Annotated in this window: 19 protein-coding genes; 13 read left to right on the top strand and 6 right to left on the bottom strand. The window is 70.9% G+C overall.

Going from position 1 to position 18,309, the window contains the following annotated elements; translation table 11 throughout:
* Positions 1-24: 24 nt before the first annotated feature.
* Together A2790_RS22575 and A2790_RS22570 are read left to right on the top strand one after the other, a co-directional pair.
* Positions 25-528: a YdcF family protein gene (locus A2790_RS22575; protein WP_293396783.1), complete on the top strand. Its 504-nt coding sequence runs from the start codon at positions 25-27 to the stop codon at positions 526-528.
* A gap of 30 nt (positions 529-558) precedes the next feature.
* Complete coding sequence (locus tag A2790_RS22570) at positions 559-1,377, top strand: hypothetical protein (RefSeq protein ID WP_293396780.1); 819 nt, start codon at positions 559-561, stop codon at positions 1,375-1,377.
* 81 nt (positions 1,378-1,458) lie between these two features.
* Here A2790_RS22570 and A2790_RS22565 read toward each other — a convergent pair whose 3' ends face one another.
* A complete protein-coding gene (locus A2790_RS22565; RefSeq protein ID WP_293396778.1) occupies positions 1,459-3,927 on the bottom strand; it encodes a TonB-dependent receptor in 2,469 nt (822 codons plus the stop codon).
* A gap of 234 nt (positions 3,928-4,161) precedes the next feature.
* Positions 4,162-5,061 carry a hypothetical protein gene (locus A2790_RS22560; RefSeq protein ID WP_293396775.1) on the bottom strand — a complete coding sequence of 300 codons (900 nt, stop codon included), beginning with the start codon at positions 5,059-5,061 and terminating at the stop codon, positions 4,162-4,164.
* Between the two features lie 128 nt (positions 5,062-5,189).
* Between A2790_RS22560 and A2790_RS22555 the strand changes: the two genes are divergently transcribed.
* The 7 genes from A2790_RS22555 (at position 5,190) to A2790_RS22525 (ending at position 11,726) form a co-directional block, all read left to right on the top strand.
* Positions 5,190-6,047 (top strand): SDR family NAD(P)-dependent oxidoreductase, encoded by an 858-nt coding sequence (locus tag A2790_RS22555; RefSeq protein ID WP_293396772.1) that lies wholly within the window; start codon positions 5,190-5,192, stop codon positions 6,045-6,047.
* 88 nt (positions 6,048-6,135) lie between these two features.
* Positions 6,136-6,393: a hypothetical protein gene (locus A2790_RS22550; protein ID WP_293396769.1), complete on the top strand. Its 258-nt coding sequence runs from the start codon at positions 6,136-6,138 to the stop codon at positions 6,391-6,393.
* Between the two features lie 43 nt (positions 6,394-6,436).
* Positions 6,437-7,015 carry a hypothetical protein gene (locus tag A2790_RS22545; RefSeq protein WP_293396766.1) on the top strand — a complete coding sequence of 193 codons (579 nt, stop codon included), beginning with the start codon at positions 6,437-6,439 and terminating at the stop codon, positions 7,013-7,015.
* Positions 7,016-7,081: 66 nt separating this feature from the next.
* Complete coding sequence (locus tag A2790_RS22540; RefSeq protein WP_293396763.1) at positions 7,082-7,813, top strand: ABC transporter ATP-binding protein; 732 nt, start codon at positions 7,082-7,084, stop codon at positions 7,811-7,813.
* Positions 7,810-10,173, top strand: coding sequence for an FtsX-like permease family protein (locus tag A2790_RS22535; RefSeq protein ID WP_293396760.1), 2,364 nt, complete (start codon positions 7,810-7,812; stop codon positions 10,171-10,173). Before A2790_RS22540 ends, A2790_RS22535 begins: the two co-directional genes overlap by 4 nt.
* Positions 10,174-10,176: 3 nt before the next feature.
* Entirely contained in the window at positions 10,177-11,382 is a 1,206-nt protein-coding gene (locus A2790_RS22530; RefSeq protein ID WP_293396757.1) for an HlyD family efflux transporter periplasmic adaptor subunit, read from the top strand.
* A gap of 101 nt (positions 11,383-11,483) precedes the next feature.
* Complete coding sequence (locus A2790_RS22525) at positions 11,484-11,726, top strand: hypothetical protein (protein WP_293396754.1); 243 nt, start codon at positions 11,484-11,486, stop codon at positions 11,724-11,726.
* Between the two features lie 9 nt (positions 11,727-11,735).
* Here the strand turns inward: A2790_RS22525 and A2790_RS22520 are convergent, their stop codons facing one another.
* The 4 genes from A2790_RS22520 to A2790_RS22505 all read right to left on the bottom strand — a co-directional run bounded on the left by A2790_RS22520 (position 11,736) and on the right by A2790_RS22505 (position 13,592).
* Complete coding sequence (locus A2790_RS22520) at positions 11,736-12,320, bottom strand: sigma-70 family RNA polymerase sigma factor (protein WP_293396751.1); 585 nt, start codon at positions 12,318-12,320, stop codon at positions 11,736-11,738.
* Positions 12,317-12,757, bottom strand: coding sequence for a periplasmic heavy metal sensor (locus tag A2790_RS22515; protein WP_293396749.1), 441 nt, complete (start codon positions 12,755-12,757; stop codon positions 12,317-12,319). The genes A2790_RS22520 and A2790_RS22515 overlap by 4 nt, the downstream gene beginning before the upstream one ends.
* A complete protein-coding gene (locus A2790_RS22510; RefSeq protein WP_293396747.1) occupies positions 12,754-13,047 on the bottom strand; it encodes a hypothetical protein in 294 nt (97 codons plus the stop codon). Before A2790_RS22510 ends, A2790_RS22515 begins: the two co-directional genes overlap by 4 nt.
* 65 nt (positions 13,048-13,112) lie before the next feature.
* Entirely contained in the window at positions 13,113-13,592 is a 480-nt protein-coding gene (locus tag A2790_RS22505; protein ID WP_293396744.1) for a DUF411 domain-containing protein, read from the bottom strand.
* A gap of 160 nt (positions 13,593-13,752) precedes the next feature.
* Here A2790_RS22505 and A2790_RS22500 point away from each other — a divergent pair, with 160 nt between their 5' ends.
* Genes A2790_RS22500 through A2790_RS22485 form a run of 4 tightly spaced genes read left to right on the top strand, consistent with a single transcriptional unit; the run spans position 13,753 to position 18,046 of the window.
* Positions 13,753-15,588 carry a copper resistance system multicopper oxidase gene (locus tag A2790_RS22500; protein ID WP_293396741.1) on the top strand — a complete coding sequence of 612 codons (1,836 nt, stop codon included), beginning with the start codon at positions 13,753-13,755 and terminating at the stop codon, positions 15,586-15,588.
* Complete coding sequence (locus A2790_RS22495) at positions 15,585-16,652, top strand: copper resistance protein B (RefSeq protein ID WP_293396738.1); 1,068 nt, start codon at positions 15,585-15,587, stop codon at positions 16,650-16,652. Before A2790_RS22500 ends, A2790_RS22495 begins: the two co-directional genes overlap by 4 nt.
* A gap of 7 nt (positions 16,653-16,659) precedes the next feature.
* Entirely contained in the window at positions 16,660-17,367 is a 708-nt protein-coding gene (locus A2790_RS22490; protein ID WP_293396735.1) for a PepSY domain-containing protein, read from the top strand.
* Positions 17,354-18,046: a PepSY domain-containing protein gene (locus tag A2790_RS22485; RefSeq protein WP_363081524.1), complete on the top strand. Its 693-nt coding sequence runs from the start codon at positions 17,354-17,356 to the stop codon at positions 18,044-18,046. The genes A2790_RS22490 and A2790_RS22485 overlap by 14 nt, the downstream gene beginning before the upstream one ends.
* Positions 18,047-18,309 lie beyond the last annotated feature (263 nt).

Genomic DNA, 18,309 nt, shown 5'->3' with positions numbered 1-18,309 from the left:
GGCGGCGCGCGCCATGCTGGGGGCGTGAGCGCGCCACCCCTCATCGTGATCTTCGGCGCCATGGTGCGACCCGACGGAGCCCCGTCGCCGGCCCTGCTGCGGCGGATCGGCGGCGGCTTGGCCGCGGCGCGGGCGCATCCCGAGGCGCCGGTTCTCTGCTCGGGCGGAGCCGCGGTCCCCGGCGCGCCGTCCGAGGCCTCGGTCATGGGCCGGGTGCTGGCGGCGCAGGGGGTGGCGCCGAAGCGCCTGATCCTGGACGAGGCGAGCCGCACGACGGCCGACAATGCCGCGGCCGCGGCTCGCCAGGTCGCGGCGGGCGGACATCCCCGCGTGGTCGCCTGCAGCGACGCCTATCATCTGCCGCGGATCCGCCTGCTGCTGGCGCTGCACGGCGTGGCGAGCGAGCCTTGGCCCTGCGGCGAGCGCCCGCCTTTCGGCCATGGCCTGGGCATGACCCTGCGCGAGGGCCTGGCGATCCCCCACAATCTGGCGCTGGCGATGGCGCGCCGGGGCCGACGCGCGTCATAGTGCTGTCCAAGTCCCGCTGAATTTTGAGCCATGGCTTCCGAACAGGACGACAACCCCTTCGCCCGCAACAGCGCCTGGCCCCAGATGCCCCAGGCGCCGTTCCGCGTCGGGCCGCTCCCGAAGGCCGCGCCGTCACCTGCGCCGGCCGAGCCGCCGCCGCGCACGATCACCCCCGCATTCGTCCGGCCCGCCGGCCCGGCGGCCTTCGCCGGCCTCCCCGGCGTCGCCCCTCCGCGTCCCGCGCAGCCCGAGCGGGCCCCACCCGCGCCGCCGGTCGTCACCGAGATCCCGAGCGCCGAGCCCCCACGCGCCGAGACGCCCTTGGCGGCCGCGCCGGAGCCGGAGCCCGCGCCGCCTCCGCAATCCTACAGCGAGGTCGCGCCGGTGATCGTGCAGCCGGTGGGCGCGGGCGTCCGCAAGGTCCGTCGAAAGTCGCCGGCCCCGGTCATCGCCGCGACCGTGGCGGGCCTCGCCGCGGTTCTCGGCGTCGCCTATGCCCTGAGCCGCGGGCAGGAGGCGGCTCTGGAATCGGCGCCGGCGTCGGGCCCCCCAGCGGCGGGCGCCGTTGCCTCGGCCCCGGTCGGAGCGCCCGCGGCGTCATCGCCGGCGCCCACGGTCGCGAGCGTAGAGACGCCGCCGCCAGCCCGCCCGGCGGCCCGAGTCGCAGCCCCCGCGGCCAGGGTCGCGCCGCCGACGGCGGCAGCCGACGAGGCGCCTGCGGCGCCCGTGCTTTCGCTGCCGCCACCCGTCGTTGCGGCGCCGCCCGCGCCGGCCCCCGAGCCGCTGCCCAGCTACACGCCGCCCGCCGCGCCGGATCCGAACGCGCCCGTCTCGACGCGCCGCGACTGACGCCGATCCCGCGCAAACGAAAAGGGCGGCCCGGATTGCTCCGGGCCGCCCCCTCCACCGACGCTCAGGTACGCAGAGCGATCAGTACTTCAGTCGCAGGGTCACGCCGTAGGTGCGCGGCGCGCCCAGGAAGGCGTCGTAGACGCTGACGGCGTCATTGTTCTCATCCACCTGGAACGGCCCGTTGAAGCCGACCTGGACGTAGTCCTTGTCGAACAGGTTGTTGGACCACAGCTCGACGATCCAGCGCTCGTCCTCGGAGCCCAGGCCGATGCGGCCGTTCACCAGCACCATCTCGTCCTGCAGCTTCGAGGGATGCAGGTCGGAGCCGGTGTTGTAGCTCGAGGTGAACTTGCCCGAGAGGTTGGCCTTGAACTTCAGGCCGTTGCCCACCTCACGCTCGTAGGTGCCGGCCAGGGAGGCCGACCACAGCGGCGCGAACGACAGCCGGGCGCCGGGCAGGCGGCGCAGGCTGTTGAAGCGGGTGGGATTGATGAGGTCCGCGGCCGCGAACTTCCCGATCTCCGTCTCGGCGTAGGTGACGCCGCCCTGGAGGGTCAGGCCGTCGATCGGCGGCAGGTAGATGAAGTCCAGGTCCACGCCCTTGGACACCACCTTCGGCAGGGTCTCCACGACGAAGGCCGTGCCGACGAAGGTGTTCAGCTGGAAGTCCGTGAACTTCTGGTAGAACGCCGCGACGTTCAGCAGCAGCGTGCGGTCGAGCCAGCTGGTCTTGGCGCCGAGCTCGTAGCTGTCCACGAACTCGCCCTTGAAGCCGGTGTCGCCGTCGGCCGTGAAGTTCGGGCCCGCCGCCGTCACCACGATCGCCTGCTCACGGTCGAGGTTGAAGCCGCCCGCCTTGTAGCCGCGCGAGTACGAGGCATAGGTCATGACGTCCGGGTTCCAGCGGTAGGCCAGCTTGGCCGTCCCCGAGAACTCCTCTTCGGTGTTCTTCTGCGTGTAGCGGCCCAGGGCGTCGAAGTCGTTGTTCTGGGCGTTCAGGCAGAGGCCACCGACGATCGTGGAAGCCGTGGCCTGGCCGAGGAGGCCAGCGAGCGTGCCAAAGGCCGCTTCGCCCTGATCGCAGGTCGAACCCGTGGTGCTGTACTGCGACCGGAGCGACTTCTCGTCCCGGGTGAAGCGCAGGCCGACGGTCAGTTCCAGCTGCTCGGTGATCTGCAGGCTGTTGTTCGTGAAGAGGGCGAAGGTCTCGCCTTCCTGCTTGTAGCGGTCGTCCGAACCGGCGCCGTTTTGCAGCACCGTGCCAGGCGTCAGGCCGATGAGGGCCGGGACGCCGCCCAGAACGCGGCCGGCGAAGTAGGCATAGTAGTCCGTGCCGTACTTGAAGACCGAGCGGGTCTTCAGGTCTTCCTTGGCGTAGAAGCCACCGACCAGCCAGTTGAGCTTGCCGTCGAGGCCTTCGCCGGCCAGGCGCAGTTCCTGGCTGAACTGGCCGAACTCGACGAAGTTCGAGCCGTCCGCCGGACGATAAACGAGGTCGGCGGCGGTGAAGTCGCTGTCCTGCCCGGTCTCGGAGCGCCAGTTGCGGACCGCGGTGATGGCGGTCAGGCGCATCCCGTTGCCGAGGTTCCAGTTGAGCTCACCCGAGAGCCCCATATCCTCGACGTCCTGGCTGGTCGCGCGGTTGGCGTAGCCCTGGCGGTCGAACGGCGTGGAGGTCAGGTCCAGCGAGCCGGGACGGACCGCGTTGATCAGGTTGCCGCGGCTGTTCGCGGCCTGGCCCACGAAGAGCTGGGTGCCGACGCAGCAGTTCTCGTCCCGCTTGGTGTAGTCCGCGATGAAGCGGATGTTCACGTCGTCGGTAGCCTCGACCTCGAGCTGGCCGCGGACGGTGTAGAAGTTCTGGTCGTTGTCGCGCGTCTTGGTGCGCGGGCCCGGGCCCACGATGATGTCCTGGTACCCGTCACGCTGGCGCGTGCCGGCGAACAGGCGGGCCGAGACCTTGTCGCTGATCGGGCCGCTGACCGAGCCGGTCACGCCCATCTGGTCGAAGTTTCCGTAGGTGGCTTCGGCTTCCGCCTGGAAGTCCTTGGTCGGACCGGCGGTGATGACGTTGATGACGCCGGCCGAAGTGTTCTTGCCGAACAGGGTGCCTTGCGGGCCCTTCAGCACCTCGATGCGGCTCACCTGGCCCAGGTCGCCGAACGACACGCCGTTGCGGGGGCGATAGACGCCGTCGATCACCACGCCGACCGAGCTTTCCAGGCCGGGGTTGTCGCCCACGGTGCCCACGCCGCGGACGCGGGCGGTGACGATGGTTTCGTTCGACGTCGAGGTGACGGTCAGGCCGGGCGTCAGCACGGTCAGGTCGCGGATGTCCTTCACGCCCGCGTCCTGCAGCAGTTCGCCGCTGACCGTGGTCACCACGATCGGCACGTCCTGCAGGCTCTGCTCGCGCTTTTGGGCGGTGACGACGATCTCTTCGATCTCGCGATCCGCGGCAGCCTCTTGGGCTTGGATGGTGGACGCAAACGCGCCCGCCAGCACGACGGCGAGCGCCGACGTGCGGAACAGCATTCCAGATTTCATTTCGGTCCGTTCTCCCCGATGCGGCCCTGCTTATGGGGAGGTGCAGGATCTTCGCTCGGAGACGCGCGCGTAGCGGGCGCAATCCCTTATGGGCAAAGGGATTGCGGCGTTCGGCGGGCTTTCTTGCGGTGACCTGTGGCGCCGTTGTCACGAAACCGTCGCTTGCCGCGGCGGAATGTTACCAAAAAGCATATCGATGTTCGCAGAACGGAGTCGACGGCGCTGCCTCGCGGCTCAGAAAAACGGTACGCCGGGGCGGAGGGCGATCTGGAAAATGGCCAGGAGCGCAATCAGCGCCGCCAGCAGGCTGGGGAGGGTCCAGCTTCGCGATGGGGCGCCCGCGGGTGCGCGCGGCGCGTGCCAGGACCAGGCCTGCAGCCAGGTCGCCGCGACCAGCGTCGCCACCGCCGGCGGGAACAGCACCTCGATCGGCGCGCCCGGCAGGCGGAAGGGGACGATCAGCGCCACGGCCAGCAAGGCCGGCAGGACGGCATAGCGGAACACCGTGCGCGCCCGGCCGCGCGGCCCCTGGGCCTCGGCGCCCGGAACCAGGCTAAGGACGAGCGGGGTGGCGAGCCCGCACGCCAGCGCCATGGCCGCCAGGGCGCCGGCGGAGGCCGCGACCTTCGCAACCTCGTGGAGCTGAAGATAGGTCATCGCCCGGCCCACGTCGTTCTGCGGGATCACCGTGCCGATCAGCACCTGTGGAAGCGCTTCCAGCAGGCCCAGCAGCGCCATCCAGGTCACGAACAGGCGCAGGCCCAGCGCGCGCGGCGCCCGCCGGGTGGCCCAGACGGCGAAGGCGACGCCGGCGATGACGGTCGCCAGGGCTCCCGTTCCCTGGAACAGTTCGGCGAGCGGGTTCTGGCCCGTCCAGCTATGGTTGTTGTGGAAGAGCGTGGGCTTGAGCCCCGGCGTCAGCGCCTTCGGGACCACCAGGAACAGTTCCTGGATGAAGAAGATGATGTTGAAGGCCAGGGCGTAGGCGAGCGCCGAGGCGAGGCTGAGGCTCCAATCCCAGGCCGAGCGCGGCCCCGACCATCGCGGACTGCGGACCATCATCGCCAGCGACCAGAGCGTCGGGCCGCCGAGGAACACGGCGGCCATGGCGAGGACGATGTCGGCGGGACTCATGCGGCGATCGACCTCTGAGGCGATGGAGGCGGGGATAGAGCCCCCGATTCCCTTTGCAGGGAAGGGGATTGAACCCTTGGCGGGGCCCGTGTGAGCTTGGCCGTACAACAATGAGGCGGGAGGCGGTGGTGGTGCGATCTGTGGTGGTCACGGGAGTCTCGACGGGGATCGGACTGGGGGCGACGCGCGTGCTCGTCGCGAAGGGCTTCCACGTCTTCGGCAGCGTGCGGAAGGTCGAGGACGGCGCCCGCCTCAAGGCCGAGTTCGGGGACGCATTCACGCCCCTGGTGTTCGACGTCACCGACGCGCAGGCGGCCCAGGCGGCGTCCGCGCAGGTCGAGGCGGCGCTCTCGGGCGCCACCCTGGCGGGTCTCGTGAACAATGCCGGGATCGCCGTGGCCGGGCCGTTGCTCTACCTGCCCGTCGACGAGTTCCGGCATCAGCTGGAGGTCAACCTGACCGGGGTGGTGATCGCGACCCAGGCCTTCGCGCCGCTCCTCGGCGCGCGGACGCCGGCCGTTCGCGACCCGGGCCGGATCGTCAACATCTCCTCGGTCGGCGGGCGCACCGCCAACCCGTTCATGGCGCCCTACAACGTCTCGAAGTTCGGGCTGGAGGGCCTGTCGGAATCGCTGCGGCGCGAGCTGCTGCCGTTCGGCGTGGACGTGATCGTCGTGGCGCCCGGCGCCGTCGCGACCCCGATCTGGGACAAGGCCGACCAGGTCGACGTGAGCCGCTACGCCAACACGCCATACGCCGCCGCCCTGGACCGCATCCGCGCCTACATGCTGCAGCTCGGGCGCGCGGGCCTGCCGCCCGAGAGAGTCGGCGAGGTCATCCACCACGCCCTGACTGCGCAGAAGCCGAAGGTCCGCTACACGGTCGCGGCGGACATGTTCAGGATCTTCATGGGGGAACACCTGCCCAAACGGCTGCTGGACCGCATCGTCGGCAGACAGCTTGGCCTGATGCCGGATGGGCGCTGACCCGCCGTGGTCCTCGGGCGCAACCGGTGCTTGCGACCTTGGGTGTTCGGTGCGCTAGATGGTGTCGATGCGTTCTGGAGGCCGCGGCGTGAGCGAGCAGAGACAGACGCGGGGGCCGTCCCGTGCAGAGGCCCCGGAAATTCCCAACGTCGCCGCTGGGCCCGCAGTCGCGCCTGACCTCGTGGGAACGCTGACCGCACTCGGCATCTATCTGGAGGCGGCCGAGCGGCTGACCCGCTCGCCGGAGCGGGCGGACAAGCTCGCCGAGGCTCTGGCGGCGGCGAAGGCGCAACTCGCCATCGCCGCGGGCCTGGCGATGCGCGCCAAGGGCCGCCAGCGGAGTTGATCGCGGTCAACGCCAGCTTCGCGGCTTGCCCGAGGATCGAGCCATGACAGACAAGGTGCGGCCGTCGCCGCAAGACCGGTCGTCCGGCGCGGCCCGGCGTACGCGGCCCATCGAACTGCGCATCCATGACATCGGCCAGCTGTTCCACAACCTCGATCCGCTGCCCTATCGCGAGCGCGATCTGGACGAGCGCGTGGAGGAATACGTCGTCGGCTGGGCGGGCGAGATGCCGAACGCCCCGATCGAGATCCTGGTCCACCTTCCGGCGGCGCAGGCCGAGCGCGAGGACGCGGCCCACATCGGCGATGCGATCCGCAACTACTTCGCCTATCGCGCCGAGGTGATCGGCTGGGAACTGCGCGACCTGTTCCGCGTGGGACGGGCTTCGCTCGGCGTGGGGCTGGCCGTCCTGGCCGTGGCCGTCGTCCTTGGCCGGATCCTGGGTGAACTGCTGGGCGGTTACCTCGGCCGCGTGTTCGACGAGGGCCTGATCATCCTTGGATGGGTGGCCAACTGGCGGCCGATCCAGATCTTTCTCTACGACTGGCAGCCCCTGGCGCGCCGGCGCAGGCTGTACCGGCGGCTGGCCGAGGCCTCGGTGCGGCTGTCTCCCGGCGACTAGGCAGGACGGCGGCGCGCCGTTGCGCGAGGTCAAGGCGCAGCGGAACCAGGCCGCTAGGGAGCAAAGATGGCGACCGCCCCTCCAGCGCCCGGTCCGAAGGTCGCGTTCGATGTCCGCGGCCTCAGCAAAGTCTATCGCACCGGGGCGGGCGATGTGCATGCGCTGCGAGGCGTCGATCTGCAGATCCTGGCCGGCGAAACCCTGGTGCTGCTGGGACCCTCAGGTTCGGGCAAGTCGACGTTGCTCAACATCCTGGGCGGCCTGGACCGGGCGAGTTCCGGATCCGCGCGCTTCCACGACTTCGAACTGACCGGCGCCAGCGAGACGGAGCTCACGCGCTACCGGCGGCGCTCCGTGGGCTTCATCTTCCAGTTCTTCAACCTGGTGCCCAGCCTGACGGCCCGCGAGAACGTGGCCTTGATAACCGAGATCGCCACGGACCCGATGTCCCCGGAGGAAGCCCTTGCGCGGGTCGGGCTGGCGGATCGGATGGACCATTTCCCGGCTCAGCTCTCAGGCGGCCAGCAGCAGCGCGTGGCCGTGGCCCGCGCCATCGCCAAGCGGCCGGAGTTGCTGCTCTGCGACGAGCCGACAGGGTCCCTCGACAGCGACAGCGGCGTCCAGGTGCTGGAGGCCATCGTGGACGTCACCGGCGACGTCGGCGCGACCGCCATGATCGTCTCGCACAACACCGACATCGCGGGCATGGCCGACCGCGTGATCCGGTTCCGCGACGGGCGGATCCAGGAGGTGCAGCCCAACGCGCGGAAACTCGCGCCGCGGGAGGTGAGCTGGTGAAGGCGCTCGACCGCAAGCTCCTGCGCGACCTCTGGCGCCTCAAGTGGCAGGTGATGGCGATCGCCCTGCTGGTCGGCTGCGGCGTCGCGGTCGCGGTGATGTCGCTGTCGGCGCAGCGGGCGCTGGCCGGCGCCCAGGACGCCTTCTATGCCGACAGCCGGTTCGCCGACGTCTTCGCGCAGGCCAAGCGTATGCCGGCGTCCGTGACCCGCGACCTGTCGCGGCTGGACGGTGTGACGACGGTGGACGCCCGCATCCTCGAGAGCGGCCTGATGGACGTTCCCGGGTTGTCGCGGCCGGCGATCGCACGGGTGATCTCGCTGCCCGACGACGAGCGTCGGGCCCTCAACCGGATCACCCTGACGCAAGGCCGGATGCCCGACCCCAACCGGCTCGACGAGGCGGTGGCGCTGAAGACCTTCATGGAGGCGGCGAGGGTCCGGCTGGGGGATCGGCTGACCGCCGTCATCGATGGCCGCGCCTTCACCTTCACCATCGTCGGCGCGGCGCTGTCGCCTGAGTACGTCTATGTGCCGGCGCCCGAGTCCTTCATGCCCGACGACGCCCACCAGGCCGTATTCTGGGCGCCGCGGCCGGCCGTCGAGCGGGCGGCCGGCATGAACGGGGCGGTGAACGCAGTCGCGCTCAGGGTGGCCCCCGGGGCGTCGGTCCCCGCGGTCCTTGCGGACCTCGACCGGATGCTCGCCCCCTACGGGGGGCGGGCGGCCTATGCGCGCGAGGACCAGGCCTCGCACGCCTTCCTGGCCGCCGAGTTGAAGGAGCTCTCGACCTCGGCCTCGATTCTGCCGCCGATCTTCCTGGTGATCGCCGCGGCGCTCGTGCACCTCACGGTTTCGCGCCTGGTCGAGGCGGAACGCGAGCAGATCGGCCTGTTGAAGGCGTTCGGCTATCGCGACCGCGAGGCGGCGGTCCCATACCTGCGGCTCGCCGCGGTGATCGGCCTGACGGGCGCGATCGCCGGCGGCCTCGCGGGGGGCGGCCTGGCCGCGGCCATCGTCGACCAGTATCGCGAGTACTTCCGGTTTCCCCTGCTGGAGCCGCGTTTCCATTGGGGCGCGTTCGCCTGTTCGGCGGGGGTGGCGATCGCCGCGACCATGCTGGGATCCCTGGCGGCGGTGCGGCGTGCGGCTGGGCTGTCGCCGGCCCTCGCCATGCAACCACTCCGGCCGACCGCCTATCGCGAGGGACTGTTGGACCGTGTGGCGCGGGACGGCTCGGTCGACCAGGCCACGCGCATCATCGTGCGGAACCTGGAGCGGTTTCCCATGCGGGCCACGCTGGCCATCCTGGGCCTGGCCTCCAGCCTCACCCTGCTGGTGGGGACACAGTTCCTGTTCGACAGCCTCGATAAGGTCGTCGACCAGGCCTATTACCGAACCCAGCGCTGGAGCGAGTCCGTCGGCTTCGCAGAGGCGCGCAGCGTCGCCGCGCTGGCGAGCGTTCAGCGGCTTCCCGGCGTTTTCGCCGCCGAGCCGGTCCGCATCGTGGCGGCGCGCCTCAAGGCCGGCGGGCGCGAGGAGATGACCCGCATCGTCGGCCTCGATCCCGGGGCCAGCTTTCAGCGGCCGCTGGACGGGCTGGACCGGCCGATCCCCTTCAAGGGGCGCGGACTGGTGATCAGCGAGGCGCTCGCCGCCCGCCTGGGGCTGGAGCCGGGCGACAGCGTGCGGGTGGAGGTGATCGACGGCTCCGGACCGGCGGCCGACCTGCCGGTGACGGCCCTGGCCCGCGACTACAGCGGCTTTGCCGCCTACATGCCCCGGCGCGAGCTGAACCACCTGATGGGCGAGGGCGACCTGGCCAGCGGCGCCCAGCTCCTCGTAGCGCCGGACGCACGGCCGGCGTTCTATCGCGCCATCGAGGGGATCCCCCAGATCATCGGCTCTTCGTCGCGCGACGACACCGTGGCCAACTGGCGGCAGGCCATGGCCGAGGCCTTCCGCGTGATGATCAGCTTCTACGTCAGCTTTGCCGCCGCAATCGCCTTCGGGGTCGCCTACAACACCAGCCGCATCGCACTGTCGGAGCGCGCCCGCGACCTGGCGACCCTGCGGGTGCTGGGGTTCGGGCAGGGGGAGTGCGCCTACATCCTGGTGGGCGAACTGGCGATCCTGGCGCTCGCGGCGATCCCCCTGGGCATGCTGGGCGGCCAGGCTCTCGCCCACGGTCTCGTGGCGGCCTATTCGCGCGACGAGATGCGCCTGCCCGCGGTGATCGGCCCGCGCAGCTATGGAATCTCGCTCCTGGCCTATCTCGCGGCCGTGAGCCTGGCCGCCCTGCTGGTGGGGCGGCGCATCTGGGGTTTCGACCTCGTGACCGTCCTGAAGACGAGGGAATAGACGATGGCCAAGACCAAGTGGGTGCGGTGGGCGATCGGGGCGGTCCTCGTGGGCCTGGTGGCCGCCGCGCTCGCCATGCTGTTCGCGCCCCGGCCGGTGGAGGCCGACGTGGCGGCGGTGACCCGCGGAGCCATCGACGAGAGCGTCGCCGACCAGGGTTTCGCACGCGTCCGCGAGGCCTATGTGGTGGCCGCGCCGGTCTCGGGCCGCCTGCAGCGCGTCGCCCTGCACGTCGGCGACCGCGTCACCGCCGGTCAGACGGTCGTCGCGCACATCTGGCCCGCCAGCGCGGACCTGCTCGATCCCCGCGCGCGGGCGCAGGCCCAGGCCGCGGTGGCCGCCGCCCAGGCCGCGGTTAGCGCCGCCGCCGCCGCCGCCCAGCAGGACCAGCTCGCGGCAGAGGCGCGCAAGGCCGACAACGACCTGGCCCGGACGCGGACCGTGGCCGAGCGGGGATTCGCCGCCAGCCAGGCGCTGGATTCCGCAGAGGCCGGGGCCCGGGCGGCGCGGGCGGCCGTGCGGGCCGCCGCCGCGCAACTCATCGTGCGCCGCTCCGAACTGGCGGCTGCGCGCTCGGCGCTGCTGGGTCCCGATGCGGCGGACGGCCGGGCCGTGCCCGTCACTTCGCCGGCCTCCGGCTACGTCACGCGGGTGCTGCAAGAGAGCGAGCGGACCGTGGCCATGGGCGCTCCGCTCGTGGAGATCGGCGACCAGAGCGGCCTGGAAGCGGCGATCGAGTTTCTCACACAGGATGCCGTGCGGGTCCGCGAGGGCATGCCCGCCGAGATCTTCGACTGGGGCGGCGAAGGGACCATCCCCGCTATCGTGCGCCGCGTGGAGCCCCAGGGGTTCACCAAGGTCTCGGCCCTTGGCGTGGAGGAACAGCGCGTCCTCGTCCTGCTCCAGTTCGCCGGCGATCCCGCTCGCTGGTCGCGCCTGGGGCCCGGCTACCGGGTCTGGGGACGGGTGGTGCTGCGGCGCGAGGCGAACGCGGTGAAGGCCCCGGTGGGCGCCCTGGTTCGCGAGGGACGGGGTTGGGCGGTGTTCCGCGTCGTCGGCGGCCGCGCGCGGCTCTCGCCCGTGACCGTGGGCGCCATGACCGACGATGAGGCCGAGATCCGCAAGGGATTGCAGCCCGGCGAGCGGGTGGTCGTCTTTCCGTCGGACAAGGTCCGCGACGGCGTTGGAATCCGCGAGCGCGGAGCCTGATCTCCGCCTTGCGCCCGCTCCGTATCGCTACCTAGGGGGAGCTCCCGAATGGCGACGGCGCAGGGGCTCGGCGACTGTGGGTCAACACGAAGGACCCCGCCATGCCCAGCATCGTCGCCCCGATCGCCCCCGCCCTGGTCGCCAGGACCGATACCGGCCACCACATCGACCAGTACCTTCAGATGACCCCTGTCGGCCGCATGGTGTGGGTCGCCGATCCCGCGTCGGCGACGCCGTTCGCCTCGATGCGCGAAGCGACGCGGATGAGCGCACGGCTGCCGGCGAGCCTGAGGGCGTTCGGCCTGCCGCGCGAACCGGAGCTGGCGCTGGCCCGCGCCCACTGATCCGCCCGATCAGGGATCTGCCCGCAGGGTTGTCCCAAGCGTTTCGGCCAGGACGCGGCGGGCGCGATAGACCCGCGTCTCGACGGCCTTGGGGGTGAGTCCGAGGATGTCGCCCGCCTCCTGTTGCGAACACCCCTCCAGCGCCGTCAGCACGAGCGGGGCTTTCAAGGCATCGGGAAGCTGAGCGATGGCCCGCTCCAGCAGGCGCAGCCGCTCCAAGTCCGAGATGGCCTCGTCGGGCGTGGCGGCCGGATCGGGATGATGGCGCGCCGCGGTATCCTCCGGCGGCCGGTCGCCGAACAACAGCCGCCGAAACGCCAGTCGCCGCCCCCGGTCGCGCGCCTTGTTGATGGCGATGGTCCGCAGCCAGGGCCCGAAGGGACGGGCGGTATCGTAGCGGGGCAGGGCGCTCCAGGCCGCGATGAACGCCTCGTGCGCGGCCTCCTGCGCCTCGTCCGGACGCCCGAGGTACCTCCCGATCAGGCGAAGCAATCCATCCTTGTGACGCGCGACGAGGCGAGCATAGGCCCGCTCATCGCCCGCCGCCGCCGCCCGGGCGAGGTCGGCGTCGGTCGGCTCGTCCGCCGGGCTCACGTGGCGTCTTCGGTCAGCGCCTTCACCACCGTGTCGTCGAAGGTAGCAGCCTGTTCGGGCGTCAGGACCCGGCGCATGGCGAGCACGTGCAGGATCGTTTCCTTTTGCAACTCGCCCATCGCGCGATGGAATCGGTCGACGGCCTGCTGCACCCCCGGCGAATAGGCATGCTCTGCGGCGATGGCGCGCGCGAGGTCCGCGTTGGCGGCCCGCATCTCGGCTTCTAGGGCCTGGCGGCGCACCGCGAAGGTGCTTTCCAGCTCATCGATGCGGCGCTCCTGCTCGGCCGTCAGGTTCAGTTTCCTGTGCACGAGGTCGTGCAGCGGCGCCTCCGGCTGAGTGCGCGCCACCATGTACTTCGCGCCGGCCCACGCGCCGGCAAAGGCGACGATCACCGACAGCACGAGGGTGAGAAGAAGTCTGGGCGTAAAGGTCATCCGTCGCCTTCCAGCAGCGTCGAGGGCGCCAGGTGGGTCGCGGTCGAGAACGTGTCGAAGCCGTGCGAGCCGACCACCGTGCGAACACCGGCGAGGCCGCCCGCCGTCACGCCGACCGCCAGCGCGAGGCCCACCGCTGCGAACTGCGCCGGTCCCAGGGCGTGGCCGGCGCGAAGGGCCTCGCGGCGAGCGGCCACGCCGGCCAGCACGCGGGCCTCGAACCCGTCGGGCGCCTGAAGGCCGGCCTCACGCGCAAGGCGGGCGAGCATCCGGTCCAGATCGTCGGCCATGGCGCAGGTTCCTTCTGTTCCTCAGCGGATATACGCACGCAGGTCGCGAACCCCTTACCGCAACCTCAGCCGTGACGGGCGAAGGTGCGCGTGCGGCCGGTTCTGTCCAACAGCAGCTGCGTCTCGTATGGCTCGGTCGCGCCGCCAGGCTGCTCCATGCCGGGCGATCCGATCGGCATGCCGGGGACAGTGAGGCCAAGGCCGCGCGGTCGCTCCCGAAGCAGCCGCGCCACGTCGGCCGGGGGAACGTGGCCCTCCACGACATAGCCGCCCACCACGCCGGTGTGGCAGGACGACAGCCGGAAGGGGACCCCATACTGCTCCCGAATGGGCGCTAGATCCTCCAGCTCGACCACCTTCACCCGGAAGCCGGACCGGGTCATGTGCGTGACCCAGCCCTTGCAGCAGCCGCACCAGGGCGTCTTGTAGACCGTCAGCTCGCGCGCCTCGGCCCGGGCGCAGCCGGCGAAGGCCAGCGCCGCGGCGCCTGCCAGCAGGCTCCGGCGGCTCTTCGACAGGCGGTCATTACGGGGAGCAGTGGTCATCGTGATCTCATGGGGTTGCACCCGGAGTATACGCACCAGCGTCGAAGGCCCCGCATTCGGCCAATCGAAAAATCACCCGGCGAAGCTTGAGGGATGGGGGATCGCGGTGCGTATACCCGCCAGTGGGCCCCTCTGGGGCCGTTCAGATCCAGGATGGACGATGCACGACGCCTTGAGCCGCCGCCAGCTTCTGCGGGGCGCGACCTTGGCCGGAGGCGGACTTGCGGCGACCGCTCTCTTCCCCGGATGGGCCCAGAGCGCGGCGCCGGGTCTGGCGACCCTCCCCACGCTCTCGGGTGAAGACATCAAGCTGACGGTCGCCCGCAGTCATCTCACCGTCGACGGGCGACCCGGACACGCGGTCACGATCAATGGAACTGTGCCCGCCCCGCTGATCCGTCTGAAGGAGGGGCAGAAGGTCCGCCTGTCGCTGACCAATGCGCTGACGGATGAGGACACCTCCATCCACTGGCACGGCCTCCTGGTGCCGTTCGAGATGGACGGCGTGCCGGGCGTCAGCTTCCCGGGTGTGCGGCCGGGCGAGACCTTCACCTACGAGTTCCCGATCATCCAGAGCGGGACCTACTGGTACCACAGCCATTCCGGCCTGCAGGAGCAGGAGGGTCATTACGGGCCCATCGTGATCGACCCGGCGGGCGCGGACCCCGTGGCCTACGACCGGGAGCACGTGCTGGTCCTGTCGGACTACAGCTTCCTGCACCCGCACCGCATCTTCCAGAAGCTGAAGCAGCAGGGCGGCATCTTCAACTACCAGAAGCAGACCGTCGCCGGCCTGCTGGCGGGGCGGGACCAGACCCTGCAGGAGCGGATCGAGTGGTCCCGCATGCTGATGGACCCCACCGACATCTCGGACGTCACCGGCGCGGCGTATCGGTTCCTGATCAACGGCCACGGGCCGAAGGACAACTGGACGGCCCTGTTCCGGCCCGGCGAGCGGGTGCGGCTGCGGTTCATCAACGCCGCCGCCCAGACCATCTTCAACGTGCGGATCCCGGGCCTGAAGCTGACCGTCGTGGCCGCCGACGGGCAGAACGTGCAGCCGGTCGAAGTGGACGAATTCCAGATCGGCAACGCCGAGACCTACGACGTCATCGTCCAGCCGACCGAAGACCGCGCCTTCACGATCGTCTCCGAGGCGGTCGACCGGTCGGGCCTGGGCCGCGCGACCTTGGCCCCGCGGCCCGGGATGACGGCCGAGGTTCCGCCGCTGCGCGCGCGGCCGCTGGGAACCATGAAGGACATGGGCATGGACATGGCGGCCCACGCCCATGGGGCCTCGGCGGGCGCCGGCGCGGGGCATGGCGGCATGGCGCATGGGGCCATGGATCACGCCGCCATGGGCCACGGCGCAGCGTCGTCCGCCGCGCCCGGCATGGCGCCGCCCCGTGTGCGCGGTTCGGACGCCATGGGCGGCATGGAGATGTCCATGCGCGACCCGCGGAACGCGCCGCAGCTTCAGCTTGGCCCTGGCGTCCAGTCCATCGCGGCCTCGCCGGCGGACCGCACCGGCGAACCCGGGCAGGGCTTGGAGAGCGTCGGCCACCGGGTGCTGGTCTACAAGGATCTCCTCGCCCTGGAGCCCAACCCCGACACCCGCGCGCCCTCCCGGGCCGTGGAGATCCGGCTCACCGGCAACATGGAGCGCTTCATGTGGGGGTTCGACGGCCGGAAATGGTCCGACCGCCCGCCGCCCTATACCTTCCGGCACGGGGAGCGGGTGCGCGTAACCCTGGTGAACGACACCATGATGACCCATCCCATTCACCTGCACGGCCACTTCTTCGAGCTGGTCCACGGGCCGGTGGGGCGCATGCCGCGCAAGCACACGGTCAACGTCCTGCCGGGCGGTAAGGTGAGTTTCGATGTGACGGCGGAGCGGGGCGACTGGGCCTTCCACTGCCACATGATGTACCACATGCACGCCGGCATGTTTCAGGTGTTCAAGGTCCGCCCCCTCGACGGAGGCGCCGCATGAGCCGCCTGATTCTCCTGGCCTTGCTGCCGTTGGCCGCCGCCGCGCCCGCCCTGGCGCAGACGCCCGACCCGCACGCTCACCATGCGCAGCCCGTCCCGGCGGCGGATCCGCACGCCGGCCACGCGATGCCGCAGGCTTCGCCGCCCGCGGATCCGCACGCCGGTCACCGCATATCGGCGCCGGCCGACCCGCACGCCGGGCACGCCATGCCGCAGGCGTCGCCGCCGGCCGATCCTCACGCCGGCCATCGGATGCCCGCCCCGGCGCTAGCCGATCCGCATGCCGGCCACGCGATGGCTGCGCCGCAGACCGGGGCCGATCTCCCCGTGGGGTCCGAGCCCGCTCCGCCCGTCGCCAGGGACAACGCCGCCGACCGGATCTTCGGCGCGGCCGCCATGGACCGAGGCCGCGCCATCCTCGCCGGCGAGCATGGCGGGGCGCGCCTGTCCAAGGTCATGCTGAACCTGTCCGAGGCGCTGCTCGGCTCGGACGGCGGTTACCACTGGGACGCCGAGGCCTGGTACGGCGGCGACCTGAATCGCCTGGTCCTGAAGTCCGAGGGCGAGGGAAGCTGGGACCATGGCGTCGACGACGCCGAGGTCCAGGCGCTCTACTCGCGCGCCGTCGGCGTCTACACCGACCTGCAGCTCGGCGTGCGGCACGACTTCGAACCCGGACCGCAGCGGACCTACGCCACCGTCGGCTTCGAGACCCTGCTTCCCTACTGGTTCGAGGCCGAGGGCGCCCTGTTCCTGTCGAACAAGGGCGAACTGCTCGGGCGGCTGGAGGGGACCTACGACCTGCGCCTCGCGCAACGGCTGGTCCTGCAACCGCGCGCCGAGGTGAACTTCGCGGCCGAGGACATCCCCACGCGCGCCGTCGGATCCGGCGTTTCCGATGCAGAACTGGGCCTGCGGCTGCGCTATGAGATCAAGCGGGAGTTCGCGCCCTATGTCGGCGTGGTCTGGAGCCGCAAGTTCGGCGATACGGCCGACTTCGCGCGCGCCGAGGGGGAAGATGTCGAGGACACGCGGTTCGTCGCCGGTCTCCGGGCCTGGTTCTAGGCCGCCGTTGCGCTGGCCGGCCCTGGCGCGCCGGCTTCACAAGTGGCTCGCTCTGGTCGTGGGGATCCAGGCGGTCCTCTGGATGCTCGGCGGCCTCTACATGGCCGCGGTCCATATCGACATCATCCACGGCGATCGCCTGGTGAAGGCGGTCCCGCCAAGGCCGCTTCCCGTCGCGGGCCTGGTCGAGCCGGCGCACCTCGCGCACCTGGCGCCGGGCCTGAAAAGCGCCCGGCTGGAGGTCCAGGCCGGCCGGCCGGTCTATGTGGTCGACGCCGAGGCGGGCCGGGCGCTCTTCGACGCCCGCAGTGGCCGCAAACTGTCGCCGCTGGGCGAGGCCGAGGCGCGGGCCCGGGCCAAGGCGCTGTTCGCGGAGGATGGCGAGATCGTCAGCGCCACGCTGCTCACCAAGGCGCCGCTGGAAATCCAGGGCCGGGCGACGCCGATCTGGCGGGTGGAGTTCGAGGGCGCCTGGCGGCCGACGTTCTACATCTCGCCCCAGACCGGCGAACTGGTGTCGCGCCGGCACGATCTGTGGCGCGCGTTCGACGTCGTCTGGATGCTCCACATCATGGACTACGAGGGGCGGACGGACGTGAACAATCCGCTGCTCAGGGCCTTCACCTGGCTGGCGGTGGGGTCGGCCGTCACCGGCGGCTGGCTCCTATTCTACAGCTTCCGCCGCCGGCGCCGCCGGCGCGGTGCGGTTGCGTGAGACCGCCACCTTGTTCGTAATCCGCAGTCTTCACAAATGGCTCGGCTTGATCCTGGGCCTGCAGGTCCTGCTGTGGGCCGGCAGCGGGGCGTTCATGGCGTTGCTGGATTCCAGCGCGGTCAGCGGCGAGGCGGCGATACTGCCGGTGGCGCAGATCCCAGCGCCCGCCGCGCCGCTGCCGCTGGCGTCGGTGGCCGAGCGTGTCGGGGCGCCGATCCTGAGGCTGCAGCTGAAGCCGCTGTTCGACACCTATGTGTATGAAGCGACGACCCCCGACGCCGTCGTGCTGCTCGATGCCGTCAACGGCCGGCGGATCGTCATCGACGCCGCGAAGGCTCGGGCGCTGGCGGTCGCGCGCTACAGCGGCGACGCCCCGGTCCGATCGGTGCGGCGCATCGCCCAGCCCACGCCCGAAACCCGCGACGCGCCGCTGCCGGTCTGGCGTGTGGAGTTCGCCGACAAGGACCGCAGCACGCTTCTGGTGTCGGAAGCCAACGGCGAAGTCGTGGGGGTCAGGACCGACACCTGGCGCCTGTGGGACATCGCCTGGATGCTGCACATCATGGACTACGGCCAGCGCCAGACCTTCAACCACCCGTTGGTCGTCACTGCCGCCGCCGCCGCCACCTGGCTGGCCCTCACCGGCCTCATCCTGCTGATCCGAAGCTTCCGGCGTTAGACACACCGCCGATCGCCCTAGCGAGCTGCTCAAGGCCTCCATGTACTTGTGCAGCATGTGTCGGAGTTCGCGCGAGCGATGATGCTGGATACACACTTTACCCATGAGGGAAGGTGTCAGCCTACCGCATCTGCGGCCACCTTCATGTCGGTCGATCGCCGTCGGGACGCCGCGACGCGCTCGCCTTCCCCTATTCCCATTTGGCAGCACCCTGGTACGCCACGTCCGATACGGGGCCAAAGCCTCTCAACGAGCGCGGATGG

It is taken from the genome of Phenylobacterium sp. RIFCSPHIGHO2_01_FULL_69_31 (assembly GCF_001824475.1).
Lineage (GTDB): Bacteria > Pseudomonadota > Alphaproteobacteria > Caulobacterales > Caulobacteraceae > Phenylobacterium.
This window is presented reverse-complemented; position numbering and strand designations above follow the sequence as displayed.

Bases quoted from the DNA above. Each gene is read 5' to 3' on its own strand.
- A2790_RS22545 (WP_293396766.1), top strand. From the start codon at position 6,437: ATGACAGACAAGGTGCGGCCGTCGCCGCAAGACCGGTCGTCCGGCGCG.
- A2790_RS22565 (WP_293396778.1), bottom strand. From the start codon at position 3,927: ATGAAATCTGGAATGCTGTTCCGCACGTCGGCGCTCGCCGTCGTGCTG.
- A2790_RS22570 (WP_293396780.1), top strand. From the start codon at position 559: ATGGCTTCCGAACAGGACGACAACCCCTTCGCCCGCAACAGCGCCTGG.
- A2790_RS22500 (WP_293396741.1), top strand. From the start codon at position 13,753: ATGCACGACGCCTTGAGCCGCCGCCAGCTTCTGCGGGGCGCGACCTTG.
- A2790_RS22540 (WP_293396763.1), top strand. From the start codon at position 7,082: ATGGCGACCGCCCCTCCAGCGCCCGGTCCGAAGGTCGCGTTCGATGTC.
- A2790_RS22505 (WP_293396744.1), bottom strand. From the start codon at position 13,592: ATGACCACTGCTCCCCGTAATGACCGCCTGTCGAAGAGCCGCCGGAGC.
- A2790_RS22495 (WP_293396738.1), top strand. From the start codon at position 15,585: ATGAGCCGCCTGATTCTCCTGGCCTTGCTGCCGTTGGCCGCCGCCGCG.
- A2790_RS22560 (WP_293396775.1), bottom strand. From the start codon at position 5,061: ATGAGTCCCGCCGACATCGTCCTCGCCATGGCCGCCGTGTTCCTCGGC.
- A2790_RS22515 (WP_293396749.1), bottom strand. From the start codon at position 12,757: ATGACCTTTACGCCCAGACTTCTTCTCACCCTCGTGCTGTCGGTGATC.
- A2790_RS22510 (WP_293396747.1), bottom strand. From the start codon at position 13,047: ATGGCCGACGATCTGGACCGGATGCTCGCCCGCCTTGCGCGTGAGGCC.
- A2790_RS22525 (WP_293396754.1), top strand. From the start codon at position 11,484: ATGCCCAGCATCGTCGCCCCGATCGCCCCCGCCCTGGTCGCCAGGACC.
- A2790_RS22530 (WP_293396757.1), top strand. From the start codon at position 10,177: ATGGCCAAGACCAAGTGGGTGCGGTGGGCGATCGGGGCGGTCCTCGTG.